The 19613-nt window shown below is 37.0% G+C and carries 21 protein-coding genes; 13 read left to right on the forward strand and 8 right to left on the reverse strand.

All coding sequences use genetic code 11. The features are described 5' to 3' along the window. Window positions 1–259 precede the first annotated feature (259 nt). Together J2Y03_RS00005 and vrrA are read right to left on the reverse strand one after the other, a co-directional pair. A complete protein-coding gene (locus tag J2Y03_RS00005) occupies window positions 260–1198 on the reverse strand; it encodes a 4-hydroxy-3-methylbut-2-enyl diphosphate reductase (RefSeq protein WP_310189626.1) in 939 nt (312 codons plus the stop codon). Between the two features lie 164 nt (window positions 1199–1362). Then, a complete protein-coding gene (gene vrrA / locus J2Y03_RS00010) occupies window positions 1363–2022 on the reverse strand; it encodes a VrrA/YqfQ family protein (RefSeq protein ID WP_310189629.1) in 660 nt (219 codons plus the stop codon). Window positions 2023–2277: 255 nt separating this feature from the next. Here vrrA and J2Y03_RS00015 point away from each other — a divergent pair, with 255 nt between their 5' ends. Continuing rightward, on the forward strand, window positions 2278–3588 hold the full coding sequence (locus tag J2Y03_RS00015) for a DEAD/DEAH box helicase (RefSeq protein WP_310189632.1): 1311 nt from the start codon (window positions 2278–2280) through the stop codon (window positions 3586–3588). Between the two features lie 22 nt (window positions 3589–3610). Beyond that, on the forward strand, window positions 3611–4504 hold the full coding sequence (locus tag J2Y03_RS00020) for a deoxyribonuclease IV (RefSeq protein WP_310189633.1): 894 nt from the start codon (window positions 3611–3613) through the stop codon (window positions 4502–4504). Between the two features lie 35 nt (window positions 4505–4539). Here J2Y03_RS00020 and J2Y03_RS00025 read toward each other — a convergent pair whose 3' ends face one another. Beyond that, window positions 4540–4794 (reverse strand): DUF2624 domain-containing protein, encoded by a 255-nt coding sequence (locus J2Y03_RS00025; protein ID WP_132088427.1) that lies wholly within the window; start codon window positions 4792–4794, stop codon window positions 4540–4542. Window positions 4795–4955: 161 nt separating this feature from the next. On the opposite strand from J2Y03_RS00025, the gene J2Y03_RS00030 reads away from it, so the two are divergent. From J2Y03_RS00030 to J2Y03_RS00040, 3 genes are read left to right on the forward strand one after another with little or no spacing between them, the layout of a single operon-like run. Next, on the forward strand, window positions 4956–5735 hold the full coding sequence (locus J2Y03_RS00030) for a metal ABC transporter ATP-binding protein (RefSeq protein ID WP_310189636.1): 780 nt from the start codon (window positions 4956–4958) through the stop codon (window positions 5733–5735). After that, a complete protein-coding gene (locus tag J2Y03_RS00035) occupies window positions 5732–6595 on the forward strand; it encodes a metal ABC transporter permease (RefSeq protein ID WP_132088421.1) in 864 nt (287 codons plus the stop codon). The genes J2Y03_RS00030 and J2Y03_RS00035 overlap by 4 nt, the downstream gene beginning before the upstream one ends. Further along, window positions 6592–7002, forward strand: a complete 411-nt coding sequence (locus tag J2Y03_RS00040) for a Fur family transcriptional regulator (RefSeq protein WP_310189643.1) — start codon at window positions 6592–6594, stop codon at window positions 7000–7002. The genes J2Y03_RS00035 and J2Y03_RS00040 overlap by 4 nt, the downstream gene beginning before the upstream one ends. Before the next feature lie 80 nt (window positions 7003–7082). On the opposite strand, the gene J2Y03_RS00045 is transcribed toward J2Y03_RS00040, so the two are convergent. Further along, the gene (locus J2Y03_RS00045) at window positions 7083–7646 is read right to left on the reverse strand and encodes a hypothetical protein (protein WP_132088415.1); all 564 of its coding nucleotides are present in this window, start codon (window positions 7644–7646) and stop codon (window positions 7083–7085) included. A 108-nt stretch (window positions 7647–7754) separates the two neighbouring features. On the opposite strand from J2Y03_RS00045, the gene J2Y03_RS00050 reads away from it, so the two are divergent. Next, a complete protein-coding gene (locus tag J2Y03_RS00050) occupies window positions 7755–8135 on the forward strand; it encodes a DUF4190 domain-containing protein (protein ID WP_310189646.1) in 381 nt (126 codons plus the stop codon). Window positions 8136–8205: 70 nt separating this feature from the next. Here the strand turns inward: J2Y03_RS00050 and ispG are convergent, their stop codons facing one another. From ispG to J2Y03_RS00065, 3 genes are all read right to left on the reverse strand, one after another. After that, window positions 8206–9309, reverse strand: coding sequence for a flavodoxin-dependent (E)-4-hydroxy-3-methylbut-2-enyl-diphosphate synthase (gene ispG, locus J2Y03_RS00055; protein ID WP_310191258.1), 1104 nt, complete (start codon window positions 9307–9309; stop codon window positions 8206–8208). 116 nt (window positions 9310–9425) lie between these two features. Next, window positions 9426–9755: a LysM peptidoglycan-binding domain-containing protein gene (locus tag J2Y03_RS00060; RefSeq protein ID WP_132088406.1), complete on the reverse strand. Its 330-nt coding sequence runs from the start codon at window positions 9753–9755 to the stop codon at window positions 9426–9428. A gap of 88 nt (window positions 9756–9843) precedes the next feature. Then, on the reverse strand, window positions 9844–10623 hold the full coding sequence (locus tag J2Y03_RS00065) for a DUF1189 domain-containing protein (protein WP_310189649.1): 780 nt from the start codon (window positions 10621–10623) through the stop codon (window positions 9844–9846). A gap of 138 nt (window positions 10624–10761) precedes the next feature. Here J2Y03_RS00065 and J2Y03_RS00070 point away from each other — a divergent pair, with 138 nt between their 5' ends. Beyond that, window positions 10762–11244: a DUF456 domain-containing protein gene (locus tag J2Y03_RS00070; RefSeq protein WP_132088400.1), complete on the forward strand. Its 483-nt coding sequence runs from the start codon at window positions 10762–10764 to the stop codon at window positions 11242–11244. Between the two features lie 45 nt (window positions 11245–11289). Here the strand turns inward: J2Y03_RS00070 and J2Y03_RS00075 are convergent, their stop codons facing one another. Then, the gene (locus tag J2Y03_RS00075) at window positions 11290–11985 is read right to left on the reverse strand and encodes a Crp/Fnr family transcriptional regulator (RefSeq protein ID WP_132088397.1); all 696 of its coding nucleotides are present in this window, start codon (window positions 11983–11985) and stop codon (window positions 11290–11292) included. A 293-nt stretch (window positions 11986–12278) separates the two neighbouring features. Between J2Y03_RS00075 and J2Y03_RS00080 the strand changes: the two genes are divergently transcribed. The 6 genes from J2Y03_RS00080 to pstA all read left to right on the forward strand — a co-directional run bounded on the left by J2Y03_RS00080 (window position 12279) and on the right by pstA (window position 19601). Beyond that, entirely contained in the window at window positions 12279–12887 is a 609-nt protein-coding gene (locus J2Y03_RS00080) for a superoxide dismutase (RefSeq protein WP_132088394.1), read from the forward strand. Window positions 12888–12994: 107 nt separating this feature from the next. Beyond that, a complete protein-coding gene (locus J2Y03_RS00085) occupies window positions 12995–14212 on the forward strand; it encodes an MFS transporter (protein ID WP_310189653.1) in 1218 nt (405 codons plus the stop codon). 161 nt (window positions 14213–14373) lie between these two features. Beyond that, complete coding sequence (locus J2Y03_RS00090) at window positions 14374–16494, forward strand: peptidoglycan D,D-transpeptidase FtsI family protein (protein ID WP_310189655.1); 2121 nt, start codon at window positions 14374–14376, stop codon at window positions 16492–16494. 223 nt (window positions 16495–16717) lie between these two features. Beyond that, window positions 16718–17695 carry a PstS family phosphate ABC transporter substrate-binding protein gene (locus J2Y03_RS00095; RefSeq protein ID WP_310189658.1) on the forward strand — a complete coding sequence of 326 codons (978 nt, stop codon included), beginning with the start codon at window positions 16718–16720 and terminating at the stop codon, window positions 17693–17695. 119 nt (window positions 17696–17814) lie between these two features. Beyond that, window positions 17815–18723, forward strand: coding sequence for a phosphate ABC transporter permease subunit PstC (gene pstC, locus J2Y03_RS00100; protein ID WP_310191262.1), 909 nt, complete (start codon window positions 17815–17817; stop codon window positions 18721–18723). Further along, window positions 18723–19601: a phosphate ABC transporter permease PstA gene (gene pstA, locus J2Y03_RS00105; RefSeq protein WP_310189660.1), complete on the forward strand. Its 879-nt coding sequence runs from the start codon at window positions 18723–18725 to the stop codon at window positions 19599–19601. The genes pstC and pstA overlap by 1 nt, the downstream gene beginning before the upstream one ends. Window positions 19602–19613 lie beyond the last annotated feature (12 nt).

The following is a 19613-nucleotide window of genomic DNA, read 5'->3' on the forward strand; positions in this document are numbered from 1 at the left end:
TGGTAGAGCGGAAATTGGGTAACAATAGTAGCATGATTTTGCCTGAAAAACTTGGTAGAGCGGAAATTGGGTAACAATAGTAGCATGATTTTGCCCGAAAAACGTGGTGGAGTGGAGATTGGGTAACAATCCTTTTATATTCCTCTGTCCGGCCATGCCATTTGTCTGTATTATACTAAATACACATAAAAAAATAGATGACCTAATCGCCTTTGCGATAGGTCATCTATTCTTATTTACCATCAAATGCAACCAGTATTTATTTTTTTACTTTCGGCAGTATTCTATTTAACGGCACATTTTTGCGGCGTTCCCAAGTTGCTTCATTATTTGGATCGAATTGTTCTATGAATGAAATGACTTCCTTGGTGATCGGTGTTGGAGTGGAGGCTCCAGATGTAACAGCCACGTTCTTGGCATCCTTAATCCATTCGATTTCTAACTCAGAGATATCTGCGATCCGATAGGCCTTTGTTCCGGCAATTTCTTCTGAGACTTGTGCGAGTCGATTGGAGTTGTTACTCATCGGATCTCCCACTACGATGGTGACATCAGCTTCAGGTGCTTGACCCGCTACAGCTTCTTGACGTACTTGTGTTGCCATGCAAATTTCATTATGAGCTTCAGCGTGAGGATATTTTTCTAGCACCTTTTTCATGGTATCAGCAACATCCCACTGGCTCATGGTGGTTTGATTGGTAACAATCAATTTATCACTAGTAATGGTTAAGGCTTCTACATCTTTGGGTGTTTCAACAAGATGGACAGCACTAGGTGCTACACCTACAGCTCCTTCAGGCTCTGGATGACCTTTTTTACCGATGTAAATCACCTGAAAGCCCTGCTTTGTTTTCTCTTCAATCAAAACATGTGTTTTTGTAACATCAGGACAAGTCGCGTCAATCGTAACGAGACCTTTCTTTTTGGCAAGCTCTCTTACTTCTGGTGAGATACCGTGGGCTGTAAAAATAACAGTTCCCGTATCTACCTTCTCAAGTATGTCCTTACGATTTTTACCGTCAAGGGTAATAATCCCTTCTTCGGCAAAGGCATCGGTAACATGTTTATTATGAACGATCATTCCTAAAATGTAGATAGGGCGCGGTAATGATTTATCTAAAGCAGCATTTCTTGCTATTACCATGGCGTCAACAACACCATAACAGTATCCGCGTGGTGAAATCTTTATGATTTGCATATTTTAAGTCCTCCTAAGGAACATGTGACTTTGAATCTATGTAATTATTATATAAAACTAATAGAAATAATACAAAGATACATTTTTCCTATGAAATTTCTGTAAAAATTTCCTGTGAAATTTACAGAAAAATAAAAAGATGCTGTTTTTTCAGCACCCATTCATTAAATGTATAGTTTTGGCATAGATGTTCCGCCATTTCGTTTTTTTACTTTAACCATTTCCGGATCAATATCCTCTTTCTTTTTAGTTCTTTTAACCGGTTCAGATTTTGATAGGTCGGTCTCTTCTTCCATTAGTGGCGTTTCTGCGATACTTTCATCTGCCTTTTCTTCTGTTGGTAGGTCTTTAAACCCCTTATATAATTTCCACATCATAGGAAGATTCTTGACGATGGGTCCATATTGTTGAATCATTGGTCCAAACGATTCTGCAGTCTTCAAAACCTGTTGGGTGTTATTAAGAAACCCTGTAACACTGTCTGGATTGCTCAGGGTCCGCAGGATGGACCCAACTCCTCCTGAACCACTTTGAACAGCACGACCAGCCCCCTGGATACCTTGACGACCTGCTAGTTGACCACCTTGCTTTTTCCCGCCAAGAATTTTAGATAGTAATCCTCCGCCATTTCTTCTTTCTTGTCCTCTTCCCATCGCTTGACCCATCATATGTCTTCCGCCGTTCATTGGCTGCTGCAATCCCATCATTGGTCCACTGCCTCCATAGGGATTCATCATCTGTTGTTGATGACGTCCAAATGGCCCCGAACCCATCATTTGTGGACCCATATGCCCATGCTGGGAATATCTTTGTCTCGAGTACATACGAATGTCCTCCTCTCAAATAAAAGCCTTATTATTTAAGGTATGCAAATTCCTAAATATGGTTTAGGAATAAACACAAGGATAAACTTAAAATTTTCGTGATTAAAAGTAGTTCAAAGGTAAAAGATGATATTAACTGGTTATTTAGAGGAATTTTGTCTATAATTACATGATGGAAATAAAAGTGGAAGCTCTTGCTATTGTAAGAAAACTACTCCATAAACGGAAATTCATTAATATATGAGGAGCAATAACATGAAGGAAAATCGTTTTGAACGTTTTAATTTTCAACCTTTTATCATAGAAGCAGTTAAGGAACAAGGTTTTTATGAACCGACTGAAATTCAGGAACGGATGATTCCATTAGTTCTAAAAAATGAAAGTGCGATTGGTCAATCCCAAACGGGTACAGGGAAAACACTTGCTTTTGTCTTACCTATACTCGAAAGGATTAATCCAGAACGCCCAGAAGTCCAAGCTGTCATCACTGCACCAACGAGAGAGCTTGCTTCGCAAATCTATCATCAAATTTTAAAAGTAACAGAGCACTGCAGCCCTGACAAGTCAATCATGACCCGATGCTATATTGGTGGAACAGACAAGCAAAGAACGATTGATAAATTAAAGGTGCAGCCACACATCGTTGTAGGTACCCCAGGAAGAATTAAAGATCTTATGATTGAAAAAGCTCTTTTTGTTCATACTTCAGAAGTACTTGTAGTTGATGAGGCAGATATGATGCTTGATATGGGCTTTATCGAGGATTTGGATCAAGTAGCTGCAAAAATGCCTGAGAAATTGCAAATGCTTGTATTCTCTGCAACCATTCCAGAAAAGCTCAAGCCATTTCTTAAAAAGTATATGGAAAATCCGAAAATGATTCAGATTGATGCTAAAAGAAAAACAGCAGAAAATTTGACTCATTATCTCTTGCCGTCAAGGCACAGAAATAAAAAGCAGCTTGTTCACGATATGCTCATTCATTACAACCCATATTTAGCGATTGTTTTTACAAATACTAAAAAAATGGCTGAGGATGTTGCCAACTTTTTAATCGAAAAGGGATTAAAGGTTGCACGTGTCCATGGAGATCTAAACCCGCGTGAACGAAAAAAAATGATGAAACAAATACAAGATTTAGAATTCCAATATATTGTGGCAACTGATCTTGCTTCAAGAGGAATTGATATTGAAGGAATAAGTCATATAATAAACTATGAGTTACCTACAGACTTGGACTTTTACATCCACAGAGTAGGAAGGACCGCAAGAGCTGGAAATTCGGGAATTGCCCTTACTATCTATGATATCTCTGATGAAGATGCACTAAATCGATTAGAAAAGATGGGAATTCAATTCAAGTATGTAGATATTAAAAAAGAGGAATTTGTTGAATTAGAGGATCGAAACAAACGAAAGACTCGTGTAAGGAAAGAGGATGAAGTAGAAAAGACTGCTAAATCGATGGTTAAAAAACCTCAAAAAGTAAAGCCAGGCTACAAAAAGAAAATGCAATGGGAACTAGACAAAATAAAAAAACGTCAACGAAGACTAAATAAGAAGTAAGAATAGAAGGGAGAGAGAAGGGTTGTTGAAAATTGGTTCACATGTTTCAATGAGCGGAAAGAATATGCTTTTAGCAGCAAGTGAAGAAGCAGTTTCCTATGGTGGAAATACATTTATGGTCTATACCGGTGCACCTCAAAACACTAGACGGAAGAAAATAGAGGATTTGAATATTGAAGCTGGAAGACGGCATATGGAGGAGAATGGGATTTCTGACATTGTTGTCCATGCGCCATACATCATCAATATCGGCAATACCACAAATCCAGATACGTTTGAATTAGGGGTTAGGTTCCTTCGCACAGAAATTGAAAGAACTGAGGCCATTGGTGCGAAACAAATCGTGCTCCACCCTGGTGCACATGTTGGTGCTGGTACGGAAGCGGGGATAAAGAAAATTATCGAAGGCTTAAATGAAGTATTAACGGGGAAAGAGCAAGTGCAAATTGCTTTAGAAACAATGGCTGGCAAAGGGTCTGAATGTGGCAAGTCGTTCGAGGAATTGGCGATGATTATGGATGGTGTAAACTATAGTGACAAGCTATCTGTTTGTTTTGATACCTGCCATACACACGATGCCGGATACAACATTGTCGAGGATTTTGATGGTGTATTGAATGAATTTGATAAAATTGTTGGCTTAGATAAATTAAAGGTCCTTCATATTAATGATAGTAAAAATGCAGTAGGAATGAGAAAAGACCGTCACGAAAATATAGGATTTGGTCATATCGGTTTTACAGCACTTAATTATATCGTACACCATCCACAGTTGACTGACATACCGAAAATTCTTGAGACACCATATGTTGGTGAAGATAAGAATAATAAGAAGCCGCCATATTTATTTGAAATCGAAATGCTCCGGGAACAGAAGTTTAACGAAAATTTACTTGATAGAATCATACAAGGTTAACAAAAAGCTGTGCTCTTGGGCACAGCTTTTCGATTTTACTTCGTAAACTTTACAAGGAGCTTATTTACCTCTCTTGCTGTTTCAGGGCCAGCAATTTTTGCTATTTCTTTAATTAATGCCGATCTTTCTCGATCATCAAAAATATTTACATTTTTTCCTCTTAAGTACTGAGCGACCTTATAGGCTTGCTGCCGATTTACTTTAATATTAAATTGTTCTGCATACTTGAATAGTTCGTCACCGGTAATGGTATTCATCTTATGATTTATGACATTCTCAAAAATCTTCATACTCATCACTCCTTCATCTACTGTATGAAGGAGGAAATTAGAGTGTTACAAAACAAAACCTAAATTCGTGTAAAGGTAAAAGCTTTACATTAGGAAATTCATATTGTATACTACTTTAAGTTAAATCGGAATGATTCTTAAAATTAAAGGTGAGATTGTCTATGAACTCGCAGTCTATTATTGAAATAAAGCAGCTTTTTTATCGATATGAAAAGGATACAGTCCTTGAGAATATTAATCTAACCGTACCAAGTGGCTCATTTCTAGCAATTGTTGGTCCAAACGGTTCTGGTAAATCAACATTGTTAAAATTAATTTTGGGGCTTCTGAAGCCCCAAAAAGGCGATATTTCCTTATTTGGGCAAGAAATTAATAAATTTAATAATTGGCAGAAAATTGGTTATGTTTCACAAAAGGCTAACTCCTTTAATACAGGTTTTCCAGCTACTGTCTTTGAAGTGGTTTCCAGCGGCTTAACTAAGAAACTTGGATTGTTTCGTTTTTTTAAGAAAGAGCATGCCCAAAAAGTATATGACGCATTAGACTCTGTGGGAATGAAGGAGTTTACTAATCGAAATATTGGGGAGCTTTCAGGAGGGCAGCAGCAGAGAGTTTTCATTGCCCGGGCACTTGTGAGCGAGCCTAAGCTATTGATACTAGATGAACCAACCGTCGGAGTTGATGCTGAAAATGTCAATGCTTTCTACCTTATGCTTACTGAACTAAATCAAAAGCGGGGGATTACTCTCCTATTAGTTACACATGATATCGGAACCATTTCAGATAAAGTGACCCATGTGGCTTGTTTAAATAAACATTTACATTTTCATGGAGATACAAGTGAATTTGAAAAGCAGCGAATGGAGGGGATGTCTGAATTCTATGGAACGGATGTCCATCTTCTAGCCCATCAACATGACCACGGAGGCGTTTTTAAATGATTCAATCAATATTTCAATATGAATTTTTACAAAATGCCTTTTTAACAGGAATCCTAATTGGTTTTCTTGCACCATTATTGGGTGTCTTCATTGTGGTCAGGAGACTTTCTTTAATTGCAGATGCCTTAAGTCATGTTACCCTTGCAGGAATAGCCGCCAGTCTCCTTCTTGAAAAATACTTTGTTGCCTTACATGGACTCAACCCTCTTTACCTAGGTATGGCCTTTTCAGTCGGAGGCTCATTGTTCATTGAAAAGCTAAGAGGGGTTTACAATCATTATCAAGAGCTGGCTATACCCATTATATTATCCGGTGGTATAGGCCTTGGGGTGATTTTCATATCACTTGCTGATGGTTTTAATACAGATTTATATAGTTATTTGTTTGGTAGTGTGTCTGCTGTAAGCCGAACAGATTTATGGGTTATTTTCATTATTAGTATCGTGGTCGTTATAACCATCATTTTATTATATAAAGAGCTTTTTTTATTATCGTTTGATGAAGAGCATGCTAAGGCGTCCGGAATTGCTGCAAAAAGCATTCATTTTATTTTTATAATTATGGTTGCACTTGTGATTGCGGCGTCAATGAGAATTGTAGGGATTCTGCTTGTTTCTTCGTTAATAACATTGCCAGTTGCAGCAAGTATACGTATAGCCAAAGGATTTAAACAAACCATCTTTTTGTCAATCATTTTTGGAGAAATAGCCGTCCTCGGCGGGCTGTTTACATCTTATTATATTGACCTTGCCCCTGGTGGAACGATTGTTATAATCGCCGTGGTGATTTTAGTGTTTACAATCGTTTATAAAAAAATGCTGATAAAAAGTCAGATTTCAAAAGGGGGGACAGCAGGATGAATGTAAATGAAGCCATTCAATTCTTAAAAGAAAATGGATTTAAACAAACAGGAAAAAGAGAAGATATGCTTCAATTGTTTGCAGATAGTGATAAATACTTAACAGCAAAGGAAGTCTTAGATGAGTTAAAGGAAGACTACCCAGGGTTAAGCTTTGATACCATCTATCGGAATCTTTCACTTTTTGTTAAAATGGGAATTCTTGAAATGACGGAACTATCTGGTGAAAAACATTTTCGCTTTTCCTGTTCACGCCATCAACATCATCATCACTTTATCTGTATGGATTGTGGTAAGACGAAAGAAATTGAAACCTGCCCAATGAACAGTTTAAGTGAAGATTTAAAAGGGTACGATATCTCAGGACATAAATTTGAAATTTATGGACGCTGTCCAGATTGTAACTAGAAAAGCTGCAGCCCCTATGCGCTGCAGCTAGACATAAAAAGCAAAACAGCAGGCTTGCCTATGCTGTTTTGCTTTTTATTTTATCCAATCCAATTTTTTACCCAATGGTTGGCTTCATGCCAATTATTTACACGAACAACACCTTTTGGGATAGGGTCCTGATTATAGGGAGTATTAAACAATAAAACAGGAATGTCACATTCCTCATGAATCATAACAGCATTGTCGTGTTTATCCTCAAGGAAAATATCCACTTCATGAAGCTTAGCAGTTGAAACTTTGTCATGGGATCCAATTAATTCAATATGGTCGTAGGACAAGCCTTTTTTATTAAACCAATCCTTTGTATTTTCTAAAAGATGTGAACCCCTGGCACTAATAAAAAATAATTCATGTTCCTTTTGCCATATGGTAAGAATCTTTTCTGCGCCCTCAGCAAGTGGAGATTCCTGATAAATAATCGGTTCGTTTTCAATAAACCACTTTGCAAATTTTTCCTCTGGGACCTTAACGACCTTATTTAAGTCATAATCCTTCACATCAGCTAATGTAATGTTTAATCCAAATCCTTCATTTATGAAGGGTATAAGCGCCGATGGACATGTTACTGTACCATCAATATCAATTCCAAATCTCTTCCTCATCTGTATTCACCTTCAAATGCCAAGTTTTTAACTTTATTTTACCATACTAAAAAGCTGAAAGTTACAAACAATAATTAATGCTCCTATTACTGAAAGTGAGGGATTCGGATGGAAGATGAAAAAGACACGAAAGTGGCTGGGTATCTCCCAAGTCCAAACACTGATGTAAAAAGTACAAATAGCCCTTCAGAATATAGAGAAGAGACTGCTGCTGAAATTGCAGCACCTGTTCCTCTAACTCGACCAACTTTCCGGGAAAGATCAAAAGATGATACCGGGGCTGAAACGGGTACAGGTACAGGAATGGGTTGGGCTGCATTAGTCCTATCTATATTATCACTGTTTGTCATGCCGATTCTTTTTGGTGCAGCAGGTATTGTGTTAGGGTTCGTTGCCAGACGCCGAGGTGCAGAGGGTCTCGGTGCATGGGCTATCGGGATAGGTGCTATATCGATTGTTGTCGGTATCTTTATCCTCCCGTTCTTTTAACAGCAGCTTGCGAATATAGGGGCAAAAAAAGAAACCCGGCAGCTCATGCCGGGTTTCTTCAATTCGTTTATTAGTTTGTAACTTCAGCTTCTTCTGCTGCCTTCTTCTGGAAATATTCCTCAGCAAGTTGATCGATTTCCTTTTTTAATTCATCGACTAATTGATTTTCAGGGACTTTACGAACGATCTCACCTTTACGGAATAGCAAGCCCTCACCACGAGCACCAGCAATTCCAATGTCAGCTTCTCTTGCTTCACCAGGACCGTTAACGGCACAGCCTAGAACAGCTACTTTAATTGGTGCTTTAATTTTTGAAATATACTCTTCCACATCATTTGCAATGCTGATTAAATCAATTTCAATTCTTCCACAGGTTGGACATGAGATTAATGTTGCAGCATTTGAAGATAGTCCAAAATCTTTGAGGAGCTCTCTTGCAACCTTTACCTCTTCAACTGGATCAGCACTTAATGAAATACGGAGTGTATTACCGATTCCTTTGCTAATAATCGCTCCTAATCCAGCAGCACTTTTAACTGTTCCTGCAAAAAGTGTTCCTGATTCCGTAATCCCTAAGTGCAACGGATAATCAAATGCCTTTGCGGCTTTTTCATATGCTTCAATTGCAAGGTTTACATCAGAGGCTTTCATGGAAACAATAATATCATGGAAATCCAAATCTTCAAGGATTTTGATATGATGGAGGGCACTTTCAACCATTCCATCGGCAGTTGGATAACCATACTTTTCAAGAATTCGTTTTTCAAGCGAGCCAGCATTTACACCAATGCGAATTGGGATTCCTCGCTTCTTAGCTGCATTTACGACTGCTTCTACTTTTTCTCTTTTTCCAATATTTCCTGGATTAATCCGAATTTTATCAGCGCCGCCTTCAATAGCTTTAAGCGCTAATTTATAATCAAAATGGATATCTACTACTAAAGGAATGTTGATTCTTTTTTTAATTTCAGGTATAGCATTTGCAGCCCGTTCGTCCGGACAAGCAACACGAACGATTTGGCAGCCTGCTTCTTCAAGACGTTTGATTTCAGCAACGGTTGCTTCAACATCATGTGTTTTAGTAGTGGTCATGCTTTGTATAAATAATTCGTTACTCCCGCCAATCGTTAAGTTACCAACTTTAACGGGACGTGTTTTCGTACGATGTGTAATTTCACTCAAGGAAATTCGCTCCTTCAAATTGGATTCGAATAATAGATAGTTTAAACTCGCACCTATTATTTTATCAGTCCTTTATTCATCTTGACAAGACTGAAGCATTTATCTGCCTATTTTGAGTAATCAGGAAACTGATAGGTTGAGCCAATTTGAATTTTTTCTGGAGCTTGTCCTGGGTTTAAGGTTTGGAAATCTTCAATTAATTGATCAATCGAGACCGGTAAGGACTTTTCTATATGACTTTCTACAATAGAAATTAACGTTTCTCCAGGTTCAACTTCCGCTTCAAATGCTTCGATAGTGTTCTCAAGGCTGGACATTGTTACTGCTGTTTTTACGGCAGGCTGGGTTTCATCCTTTGATAAAGTACCTGCTGTTAGATCGATATATATAACATAAATTGTAAGAAGTCCAAATAAAAAAAGGAAAATTCTTTTCATGTGACATGCCTCCAAAATGGAATGTTTGTACATTCCTATGCTTGTCCACTTCTAAATAGAACGAAAAAAACGCACCCAGTGGATGCGTTTAGTTCTCAAGCGTATTTTTTTGGTTTGGAATTTCTTTTATTGCTAAAAATAAGATGATTATTTGTACAAACCAATTGATAACTATACTATTTGGTACGGTTGTATTAATTGCAGCCATAATGGTAAAGAACACCGTCGGCAAAGTTACACTGTAGGCAGCCATTCGCCACGAATGCCGGTAACTTATACTCCTCCCGGCTAGATTTTTCAATGCTAAGCCAATCCAAGCCAGAATCGATATTTCAATGAAGTTTATCGCACTTGAAAAGAGGAACATAAAGGTGGACACAACCGGAATAATAATTCCCTTCATTCCATCAACCTTATCGACGATATCGGTAAAGTCGTCTTTTGTTAACGACAATCCTTCGAGCATGGAATACGAATAGGTATCAACACGTCCTCCTCCCGCTACCGCAATTTCATTTTTAAGTAAAGCAAAAGCATTATCTTCGTCATTCACATCTTCGTTTGTGATAACTCCTGTTGGATCAACAATAATGGAAAAATCCCCTTTATCGATGGTAATAGGTAAATCTGTTTCTGCAGATAAGGTTCCATTTTCAATCGTAAAGGAGGGAATGTCATCATTTATTACTGATTTTGTACTCTCAATCCCAGCAGTAAGTAGTGTACTTAAGTAATAAATGGAAGGCAAAATGGATATGAGAGTAAGAATAAATACATATAAAATCGTTTTTCCGATTCCCTGAAATCGAAAAGAGGCAATGTCCTTTGGAGAATGAGTGCTTTTATAAAATTGCTTGAAAATATTCATGATTACCACCCTAATAAAGATTCACCATTCTATTGTAGCTTGAGGAGCTGTTAGAAACAAGAATGTTGATTTATGAAACTATTTAGGGAACTTTTGCGTATAGAGTACAGAATAAATTTTCTAAAGGATGGAGAAATAATGGAGATAGTTTATTGGTCGATTATATCAATTCTCTTTATCATCGGGTTTATTGGACTTGTTTATCCAATCATTCCAAGTGTATTGTTCCTATTAGCAGGGTATTTATTATATGGTGTCTTTTTTTCCTTTGAGCCTTTTGGATGGTTCTTTTGGATTATTCAAAGTTTGTTTATCATTCTTTTATTTGTCGCGGATTATATAGCAAATATGATTGGCATTCAAAAATATGGCGGTTCGAAAGCGGGGGTGTGGGGAAGTACGATTGGTCTTTTGGTGGGACCTTTCGTCATTCCTTTTTTGGGAATTCTGATTGGACCATTTATCGGTGCAGTAGGTGCGGAGCTTTTAGTTAATAAGAGAAACTTTAAAGATAGTTTAAAAATTGGTTTCGGATCAGTTGTTGGCTTTGTAAGTAGTGTTATAACAAAAACGGTTATCCAAATTCTAATGATTGCATACTTCCTGGTGGTTGTTCTTTAATTTATAGGATAATCCTCCTTACATGATAGTGAGGAGGATTATTTATTAATTTACACCGCATATCTCATGGGCACAATTTTGGCAGTCAACTTCTTCTTTCAGATAACTTATATTTTTTATCGTGAATTTTTGCTGATCGTAAGAAATTATTTCTTTTTCCCGTAATTCTTTTAAAGCACGTTGAATGACTTCCCTAGTCCCATAGGTTAAGTTAGCAAGTTCCTGGTGGGTTAATGGAAAATCAATGAGAATACCATCTTCTGTCTTCACCCCATAAGTATTAGAAAGTCGGATTAGTATTGAGTATAAGCCACCTTTTTTTCCATTCATGATTAAATCCTGGCATTTCATTTGAGCCTTAAGGTAGCCAGTGCTCAACCAAGATACAAAAGCATTCATCGCATCGGGGTCAGTCTTAATAAATGCTTCAAATTGTTCCTTTTTAATCGCAAGAATTTCACTATCAGCAAGTGTCTTCGCATAAGCCTGATAATGGGGATTATGTTTAAATAGTTGATATTCTACGATTAGTTCTCCACTGTTTAAAATCTTTAAAATAAAATCTTTCCCGCGCATGTGGACTCTCCCAAGAGCAACTGTTCCACTGAGTAATAGGTATACATATTCAACAGAATCCTTCTCCTGAAATAAAACGGTTCCCGCTTTGACCTTTTGAATTTGCTCTGTCTTCTGGAAGAATTGATTCAATAAACTATATATAGAAAAACTGCTTCTGAGCATATTTCCCACTCCTTTTATCCCTACAATTTGATTAAATCATTTATTAACACCATTTTAATAAGTGAAACATGACAATTTATTGAAAACATTAAAATAAATTATTAAAAGAATTATGTATAAAATATCACCTGGAGGGAAATTGTAAATTTGTTAGGTGTACAAGGCATTTTATTTGAAACAATAGACTATCTCTGATAATCTTAAGCTGGAAGCTTTAGGAATATTCTAAAATCGTTTTGATTATAGACAAAACTAAAGCCAAAAAATCTTTCAATACATAGGAGGAAATAATAATGGCATTTGAATTACCACAATTACCTTACGCATATGATGCGCTTGAACCACACATTGACAAAGAAACAATGAATATTCATCACACAAAACACCACAACACTTATGTGACTAACTTAAATAATGCATTACAAGGCAATGAAGAATTATTATCAAAATCTGTTGAAGAAGTTATTGCTAACTTAGATGCAGTACCTGAAGCAGCTCGTACAGCTGTACGTAATAATGGCGGCGGCCACGCTAACCACTCATTATTCTGGCAAATTCTTGCTCCCAATGCTGGCGGTGCACCAACAGGTGAACTAGCTGACGCAATCAGCAGTAAGTTTGGCAGCTTTGAAAGCTTTAAAGAAGAGTTTGCGAAAGCAGCTACAACTCGCTTTGGCTCAGGCTGGGCATGGCTTTCTGTAAGCAATGGTGAATTAGAAGTTTCAAGCACACCAAACCAAGACTCTCCATTAATGGAAGGTAAAACACCTATCCTTGGACTTGATGTTTGGGAGCATGCTTATTACTTAAACTATCAAAACCGTCGTCCTGATTACATTTCTTCTTTCTGGAACGTTGTAAACTGGGATGAAGTTTCTAAAAGATATACTGCAGCAAAATAATAATATAATTTGTTGATAAGGCAGCTGTTTTCAGCTGTCTTTTTATTTTTTCGTATAAAGGACCAATCCTTGTTAAAGACTAACCCTTATCACAAAGGGGAGTTTTTATGGCGAAAAAGTTTAAGTTTTTAGGTGACATAAAATTTACAAAAGATTTATCCTTGCTGTTAATAATCGGTGGGTTATATTCTTTAAGTGTTGCACTATCAAATACTTTTGTGAATATCTATTTGTGGAAACAAACAGGAGAATTTTCAGATCTAGCTCTTTATAACCTTTCGATTGTTATTTTACAGCCTTTAACCTTTATCCTAGCAGGTCGATGGGCAAAAAAAGTAGATCGGGTTAAAGTGTTAAGGATTGGAGTTATTTTTCTAGCTATTTTTTACTTGACGGTGCTAATAACCGGCAAACATGCCTCAACTTATTTACTCCTTTTAGGAAGCCTCCTCGGTATTGGATATGGTTTTTATTGGCTTGCCTATAATGTATTAACGTTTGAAATAACAGAACCAGAAACAAGAGATTTTTTTAATGGCTTTTTAGGAATTTTATCCTCAACTGGTGGTATGATAGGACCCATTGCCGCTGGCATTATCATTACTCGTTTTGAGAAATTTACAGGTTATTTTATTGTATTTGGGATATCCTTGTCACTATTTGCACTAGCTGTTTTCTTTAGTTTTTCATTAAAACCACGCCCGGCAAATGGTAAATATTGTTTCAAACGGATTCTCGAAGAACGAAAACAAAATAAAAACTGGCGTCTTATTACCAATGCACATTTTTTCCAAGGTCTTAGAGAAGGGACATTTTTATTTGTTATCTCGGTACTTGTCTACATTTCCACTGGAAGTGAACTGGCTCTAGGAACGTTTGGCCTTATTAATTCCGGGATTTCCTTTATAGCCTATTTTGCAGCCTCCCGGTTAATTAAAAAAAACAAGCGAAAAAAGGCGATCCTTGTTGGTGGTATCATCCTTTATTTAGCTGTTTTGTTAATCGTCTGGGATGTTAATTATGTAAAACTTCTAATATACGCAGCGATGATTGCGGTTGCCTATCCAATCTTACTGGTGCCATATGTTTCAACTACATACGATATTATAGGAACTGCTTGGAAAGCAGCAGAAATGAGAATAGAGTATATTGTTGTTCGAGAGATTTTTGTTAATATGGGAAGAATAGTTTCAATATTGTCATTCTTAGCTGCAGTAACTTGGTTTAATGAAAAACAAAGTATTCCGATCCTGCTTTTATTTTTGGGTGCCGGACATTCAATGATTTACTTTTTTGTAAGAAGAGTACAAATACCTACAACATAATGCAATGAGTAATTCAAATTACTCATTGCGTTTTTTTATTTATAAGGTTTTCATGGTTTTTTGATGAACGTTGTCAATTGGTAAGTGTTTTTCGTAGAAAGCAGGGTGATTTTCCGTTAAAATAAAACGTATCATGTCGAAATGACAAGGAAGTGAAAAACTTGAATATTAAGAAGAAAAAGAAGGAGCATGTTACCTTTCGTTTGAACATTGTTTTTTTAGTTGTATTTCTGTTGTTTTCTGTTCTTATTCTCCGTTTAGGTTTAGTCCAGATCGTTTATGGAGAGGATTTTAAACGGGAAATTGAACGGACTGAAGATATAACGGTTAATAGCCCAGTGCCGAGGGGGAAAATGTTTGACCGTAACGGTAAAGTTATTGTTGATAATACCCCGTTAAATGCTATCACGTACACAAAATTCCAAGATACAAGTCAAGAGGAAATGCTCGAAACAGCTGAAGTTTTGGCAAAGCTAATTGACAAAGATACATCAAAAATCCGTGATCGAGATAAACAGGATTTCTGGATGTTAAAAAACCCTGAGAAAGCAAAAGAAAAAATTACAGAAAAAGAATGGACCTTGTATGATCAAGACGAATTAGATGATAAAGAAATTTACAATCTCCAGCTAAAAAGAATTACCGATAAAGACTTAGCAAGTTTAACTACCCAAGATTTAGAAACCCTTGCGATTTTCAGGGAATTTAACAGTGGTTATGCATTAACTCAACAGATTGTTAAAAATGAAAATGTCACTCCTGAAGAATTTGCTGTTGTCAGTGAAAATCTAGAGGCATTGCCAGGTGTTGATACCACTACAGATTGGGAACGATATTATGCTTTTGGAAATACATTAAAAACTGTACTTGGAAATGTATCGTCTTCTGGTGAAGGCTTACCAAAGGATAAACTAGAGGAATATCTTGCTCGTGATTATAACCGGAATGATCGTGTCGGTAAAAGCTATATTGAGCTGCAATATGAAGATGTACTACATGGGCAAAAAGGGAAAGTGAAGAATGTAACGGATAAAGGTGGTAAAATTTTGTCCACTGAAGTGGTTTCAGAAGGGCAGCGTGGAAAAGACCTTGTCTTAACGATTGATATGAATCTTCAACTTGAAATTGAAAAAATTATTGAAGAAGAACTTTGGAATGCTAAGCAAAATTCTAGGTCTGCTCTTTTAGACCGCGCCTTTGTTGTTCTCATGAATCCACATACTGGCGAAATATTAACAATGGCCGGAAAGCAAATTGCTAAAAATGAGGATACAAATAAACAAGAAATGCGTGACTTTGCTCTTGGGAATATAACGACCTCTTATGCAGTTGGGTCTGTTGTCAAAGGAGCGACGATTTTAACGGGTTATAATACAGGGGTAATTCAGCCAGGTTCAACTCAATATGATTCACCTTTATTGATAAAAAATACACAACCTAAGTCTTCTTGGAAGAACTTTGGGATGATTAATGATTTAAGAGCATTACAAGTATCATCAAACGTATATATGTGGAAGACAGTAATTGAAATGGCCAAAGGGCACTATGCACCGAATAAGCCGCTGCCATTAGACTTAACTGCTTTTGATACGATGCGTCAATCGTTCAGTCAATTTGGTCTAGGAACAAAAACAGGAATTGACCTTCCAAATGAAAGTACTGGTTATCCCGGTCCGTTGAAACAGTCTGGTTTGCTTCTTGACTTTGCGATAGGTCAGTATGATACCTATACTGTAATGCAATTGGCACAATATGTTTCAACCATTGCGAACGGGGGATATCGCGTCCAGCCTCATATTGTGAAGGAAATTCGTGAACCTGTTCTAGAGAATAATGAATTGGGTCCGATTGTACAAGAGATTGAAGCAAATATTTTAAATCGAATTGATGGTAAGGATGAATGGATTGATCGGGTCCAGGAAGGCTTTAGAATGGTTATGCAGGTAGGGGATGGTACCGGTGTTAGTACCTTTAAGGGTGCGGAGTACAATCCTGCAGGTAAAACAGGAACAGCCGAGGCCTTTTATGATGGTCCTGAACGTAAGAAGTTTGGGAAAATACCTCCTGAAGTAATGAACCTTAGTTTGGTAAGCTATGCACCATCTGATAATCCAGAGGTTGCAATGGCTGTATTAGTACCATGGGCATACCAAGGAAACAGTGGTCCAGCTACAGCTAATATTATTGGCAAAAGAGTATTGGATACCTATTTTAATCTAAAAAAACAAGATCAAACAGTTGAAGCTAAAGATATGGAACAAACTAACGAAGCTGCTGAATAATAGAAATCAAAAACATCTGTCTCAAATTTTGAGACAGATGTTTTATTTTATAAAAAAAAGTACATGCTAACAATAGTAATATATTTATGATTTACAAAAGTCATACACACATTTACAAAACCTTTACAATTCGTTAAAACAAGCTTTACAGAAGGGGTATATTATTAGTCTTGTAAGGAAAAAGAACACAATTCGACAAAACAATCTTAGGGGGAATAAAGCAATGAAAAGCTTTAAAAAATTAGCATTAACAGCAATGATGACTGGAGTGCTTGCTGTATCTGCAGCTTGTGGAGCGCAAGGAACTGATAGCAACAAGAACAATGAACAAAAAGAACAAGCTGGTGAAGAAGTAAAACAACTTCAAGGTGAAATTAAAATAGACGGTTCATCCACAGTTTTCCCAATTATGGAAGCAATTGTTGAAGAATACGGCGCAGTACAACCTGGTGTTAAAGTTCCTGTTGGTTCATCTGGAACTGGTGGCGGATTTAAGGCTATGATTGCAGGTGAAACTGACCTAGCTAATGCTTCTCGTCCGATTAAAGATGAAGAGAAAGCTGCACTTACTGAAAAAGGAATTGATGTAACTGAATTTAAATTAGCGTATGATGGTATTTCAGTAGTAGTTAATAAAGATAATAACTGGGTAGAAAGCTTAACCATTGATGATTTAAAGAAAATTTGGATCGAAGATGGAACAGTAAAAAAATGGTCTGATATCAATCCAAAATGGCCGAATGAAGAGATTAAATTATACTCTCCTGGTGCAGACTCAGGAACGTTTGATTATTTTGATGAAGTAGTTCTTGCAGAAGCTCCAATCGTTCAAAAAGCTACACTTTCTGAAGATGATAATGTGTTAGTACAAGGTGTTAAAGGTGACAAGAACGCAATTGGTTACTTCGGATATGCTTATTATGCAGAGAATAAAGACGTATTGAAAGTTGTTAAAATCGATGGTGGCAAAGGTGCTGTTGAGCCTAACAATAAAACAATCGAATCAGGTGAATACGCACCTCTTTCACGTCCTTTATTCACATATGTAAAGAACTCAGCTGTTAAGGATAACGAAGCAGTATATGATTTTGTTAAATTTGCTATTGAAAATTCAGCGACATTATCAGAGGATGTTGGCTACGTGAAATTACCTGAAGCAGAGTACAAAAAAGATTTAGAAAAACTAGAAACTCTTAAATAAGAATTAGAATAATTCAATAGGTGAGAAGCACAAAAAATGTGCTTCTCATCTTGTCATGTGAATGAAAGGGGTTTTTGAAATTGGCCACTCAAAATACAAATTCTTTCTCTGTACAGAAAATGATTCAAGAGAAGAAAAAAAGAAAGAGCGCTGGTGGAATTACCGAAAAAATTATGCCGTATATTTTGTTCTTTACCGCGGCAGTCTCTGTTTTAACAACGATTGGTATTGTTCTTACACTCATTTTTGAAACGTTCTTATTCTTTGATGCTGTATCGATTAAAGAGTTTTTTACTGGAAAAACATGGTATCCTTTTTCCGAAACCAATGGATCATTTGGTATTTTGCCGTTAGTAATGGGAACGCTAAAGGTATCATTAATTGCAGCTATTGTTGCTGTTCCAATCGGATTAGCTTCAGCCATTTATTTGAGTGAATATGCATCAGATCGAACTCGCAGAATTATTAAACCGATATTAGAAGTTTTAGCTGGAATTCCAACGATTGTTTATGGATTTTTTGCACTAACCTTTGTAACTCCAATATTACGTGACATTATTCCATCCCTTGAAATTTTTAATGCATTAAGCCCTGGTATTGTAATTGGAATCATGATCACACCGATGATTGCTTCTCTCTCAGAGGATGCGATGACTTCGGTTCCTAATGCAATGCGTGAAGGTGCCCTGGCACTGGGTTCAACTAAGTTTGAAGTAGCAATCAAAGTTGTATTACCTGCTGCTGTTTCAGGAATAGTTGCCTCCATTGTGTTGGCGATATCTCGGGCGATTGGTGAGACAATGATTGTGGCTGTTGCGGGTGGTTCTACTCCAAATCTGGAATGGAATTTGACAGGCTCGATTCAAACGATGACTGCTTATATTGTCCAAGTCAGCCAAGGTGATGTAGGTTATGGTACGACAATCTACTATAGCATTTACGCAGTTGGAATGACGCTTTTTGTATTTACGTTAGTGATGAATTTATTCGCTCAATACATCACCCGTCGTTTTAGGGAGGCATATTAATGAATTTAATTAATCATGATTCCGTTGTAAAACGGATGAAACCAAGATTATCTAAAAATATATTTTCGAAATGGATATTTCTTGCATTAACCATGTTTATATTATTAATATTAGGAGTATTATTATATCGGATATTCTCTCAAGGATTTGGCTATTTAGATTTACAATTTTTACAAAGCCTTCCGTCAAGGAAGCCTGAAAATGCAGGTGTTTATGCTGCCTTAATCGGAACCATGTGGCTTATGGCTGTTGTTGCACCTGTTTCATTATTGCTAGGTGTGGGGACTGCCATTTATCTCGAAGAATATGCAAAAGATAATTGGATATCCAATTTTATTAAAGTTAATATTTCCAATTTAGCAGGTGTCCCATCTATTGTATTCGGGTTACTCGGATTAACTGTATTTGTACGTGCTTTAGCGCTTGGGACAAGTGTTTTAGCCGCAGGTCTAACCATGAGTCTACTTGTTTTACCGGTCATTATTGTTGCTTCACAAGAAGCTATTCGTGCTGTGCCTAATCAATTAAGAGAGGCTTCATTTGGGTTAGGGGCTACTAAATGGCAGACCATTGTGCGGATTGTTCTACCTGCTGCTATTCCAGGAATACTTACTGGGGCGATTTTGGCACTTTCACGTGCAATCGGAGAAACAGCACCACTTGTTGTCCTTGGTATGCCATTATTCCTTGCGTTTTTACCAAGAACAGTATTAGATAGCATGACCGTTCTGCCATTGCAAATTTACAACTGGACAAGTCGTCCTCAAGCAGAGTTTCATGCTTTAGCTGCAGCAGGTATTATTGTTTTACTGTTCATGTTAATCGTTATGAACTCAATTGCTGTGTTAATTCGAAATAAATTTCAAAAGAGATATTAAAGGCTAGGATCA

It is taken from the genome of Neobacillus niacini, from assembly GCF_031457145.1.
In the GTDB taxonomy this organism is placed as follows: domain Bacteria; phylum Bacillota; class Bacilli; order Bacillales; family Cytobacillaceae; genus Neobacillus; species Neobacillus niacini_J.

Coding starts and splice junctions, on each gene's coding strand:
- J2Y03_RS00005 (WP_310189626.1), bottom strand. CDS start 1,198: ATGCAAATCATAAAGATTTCACCACGCGGATACTGTTATGGTGTTGTT.
- vrrA (WP_310189629.1), bottom strand. CDS start 2,022: ATGTACTCGAGACAAAGATATTCCCAGCATGGGCATATGGGTCCACAA.
- J2Y03_RS00015 (WP_310189632.1), top strand. CDS start 2,278: ATGAAGGAAAATCGTTTTGAACGTTTTAATTTTCAACCTTTTATCATA.
- J2Y03_RS00025 (WP_132088427.1), bottom strand. CDS start 4,794: ATGAAGATTTTTGAGAATGTCATAAATCATAAGATGAATACCATTACC.
- J2Y03_RS00030 (WP_310189636.1), top strand. CDS start 4,956: ATGAACTCGCAGTCTATTATTGAAATAAAGCAGCTTTTTTATCGATAT.
- J2Y03_RS00035 (WP_132088421.1), top strand. CDS start 5,732: ATGATTCAATCAATATTTCAATATGAATTTTTACAAAATGCCTTTTTA.
- J2Y03_RS00040 (WP_310189643.1), top strand. CDS start 6,592: ATGAATGTAAATGAAGCCATTCAATTCTTAAAAGAAAATGGATTTAAA.
- J2Y03_RS00045 (WP_132088415.1), bottom strand. CDS start 7,646: ATGAGGAAGAGATTTGGAATTGATATTGATGGTACAGTAACATGTCCA.
- J2Y03_RS00050 (WP_310189646.1), top strand. CDS start 7,755: ATGGAAGATGAAAAAGACACGAAAGTGGCTGGGTATCTCCCAAGTCCA.
- J2Y03_RS00060 (WP_132088406.1), bottom strand. CDS start 9,755: ATGAAAAGAATTTTCCTTTTTTTATTTGGACTTCTTACAATTTATGTT.
- J2Y03_RS00065 (WP_310189649.1), bottom strand. CDS start 10,623: ATGAATATTTTCAAGCAATTTTATAAAAGCACTCATTCTCCAAAGGAC.
- J2Y03_RS00070 (WP_132088400.1), top strand. CDS start 10,762: ATGGAGATAGTTTATTGGTCGATTATATCAATTCTCTTTATCATCGGG.
- J2Y03_RS00075 (WP_132088397.1), bottom strand. CDS start 11,985: ATGCTCAGAAGCAGTTTTTCTATATATAGTTTATTGAATCAATTCTTC.
- J2Y03_RS00080 (WP_132088394.1), top strand. CDS start 12,279: ATGGCATTTGAATTACCACAATTACCTTACGCATATGATGCGCTTGAA.
- J2Y03_RS00085 (WP_310189653.1), top strand. CDS start 12,995: ATGGCGAAAAAGTTTAAGTTTTTAGGTGACATAAAATTTACAAAAGAT.
- J2Y03_RS00095 (WP_310189658.1), top strand. CDS start 16,718: ATGAAAAGCTTTAAAAAATTAGCATTAACAGCAATGATGACTGGAGTG.
- pstC (WP_310191262.1), top strand. CDS start 17,815: ATGATTCAAGAGAAGAAAAAAAGAAAGAGCGCTGGTGGAATTACCGAA.
- pstA (WP_310189660.1), top strand. CDS start 18,723: ATGAATTTAATTAATCATGATTCCGTTGTAAAACGGATGAAACCAAGA.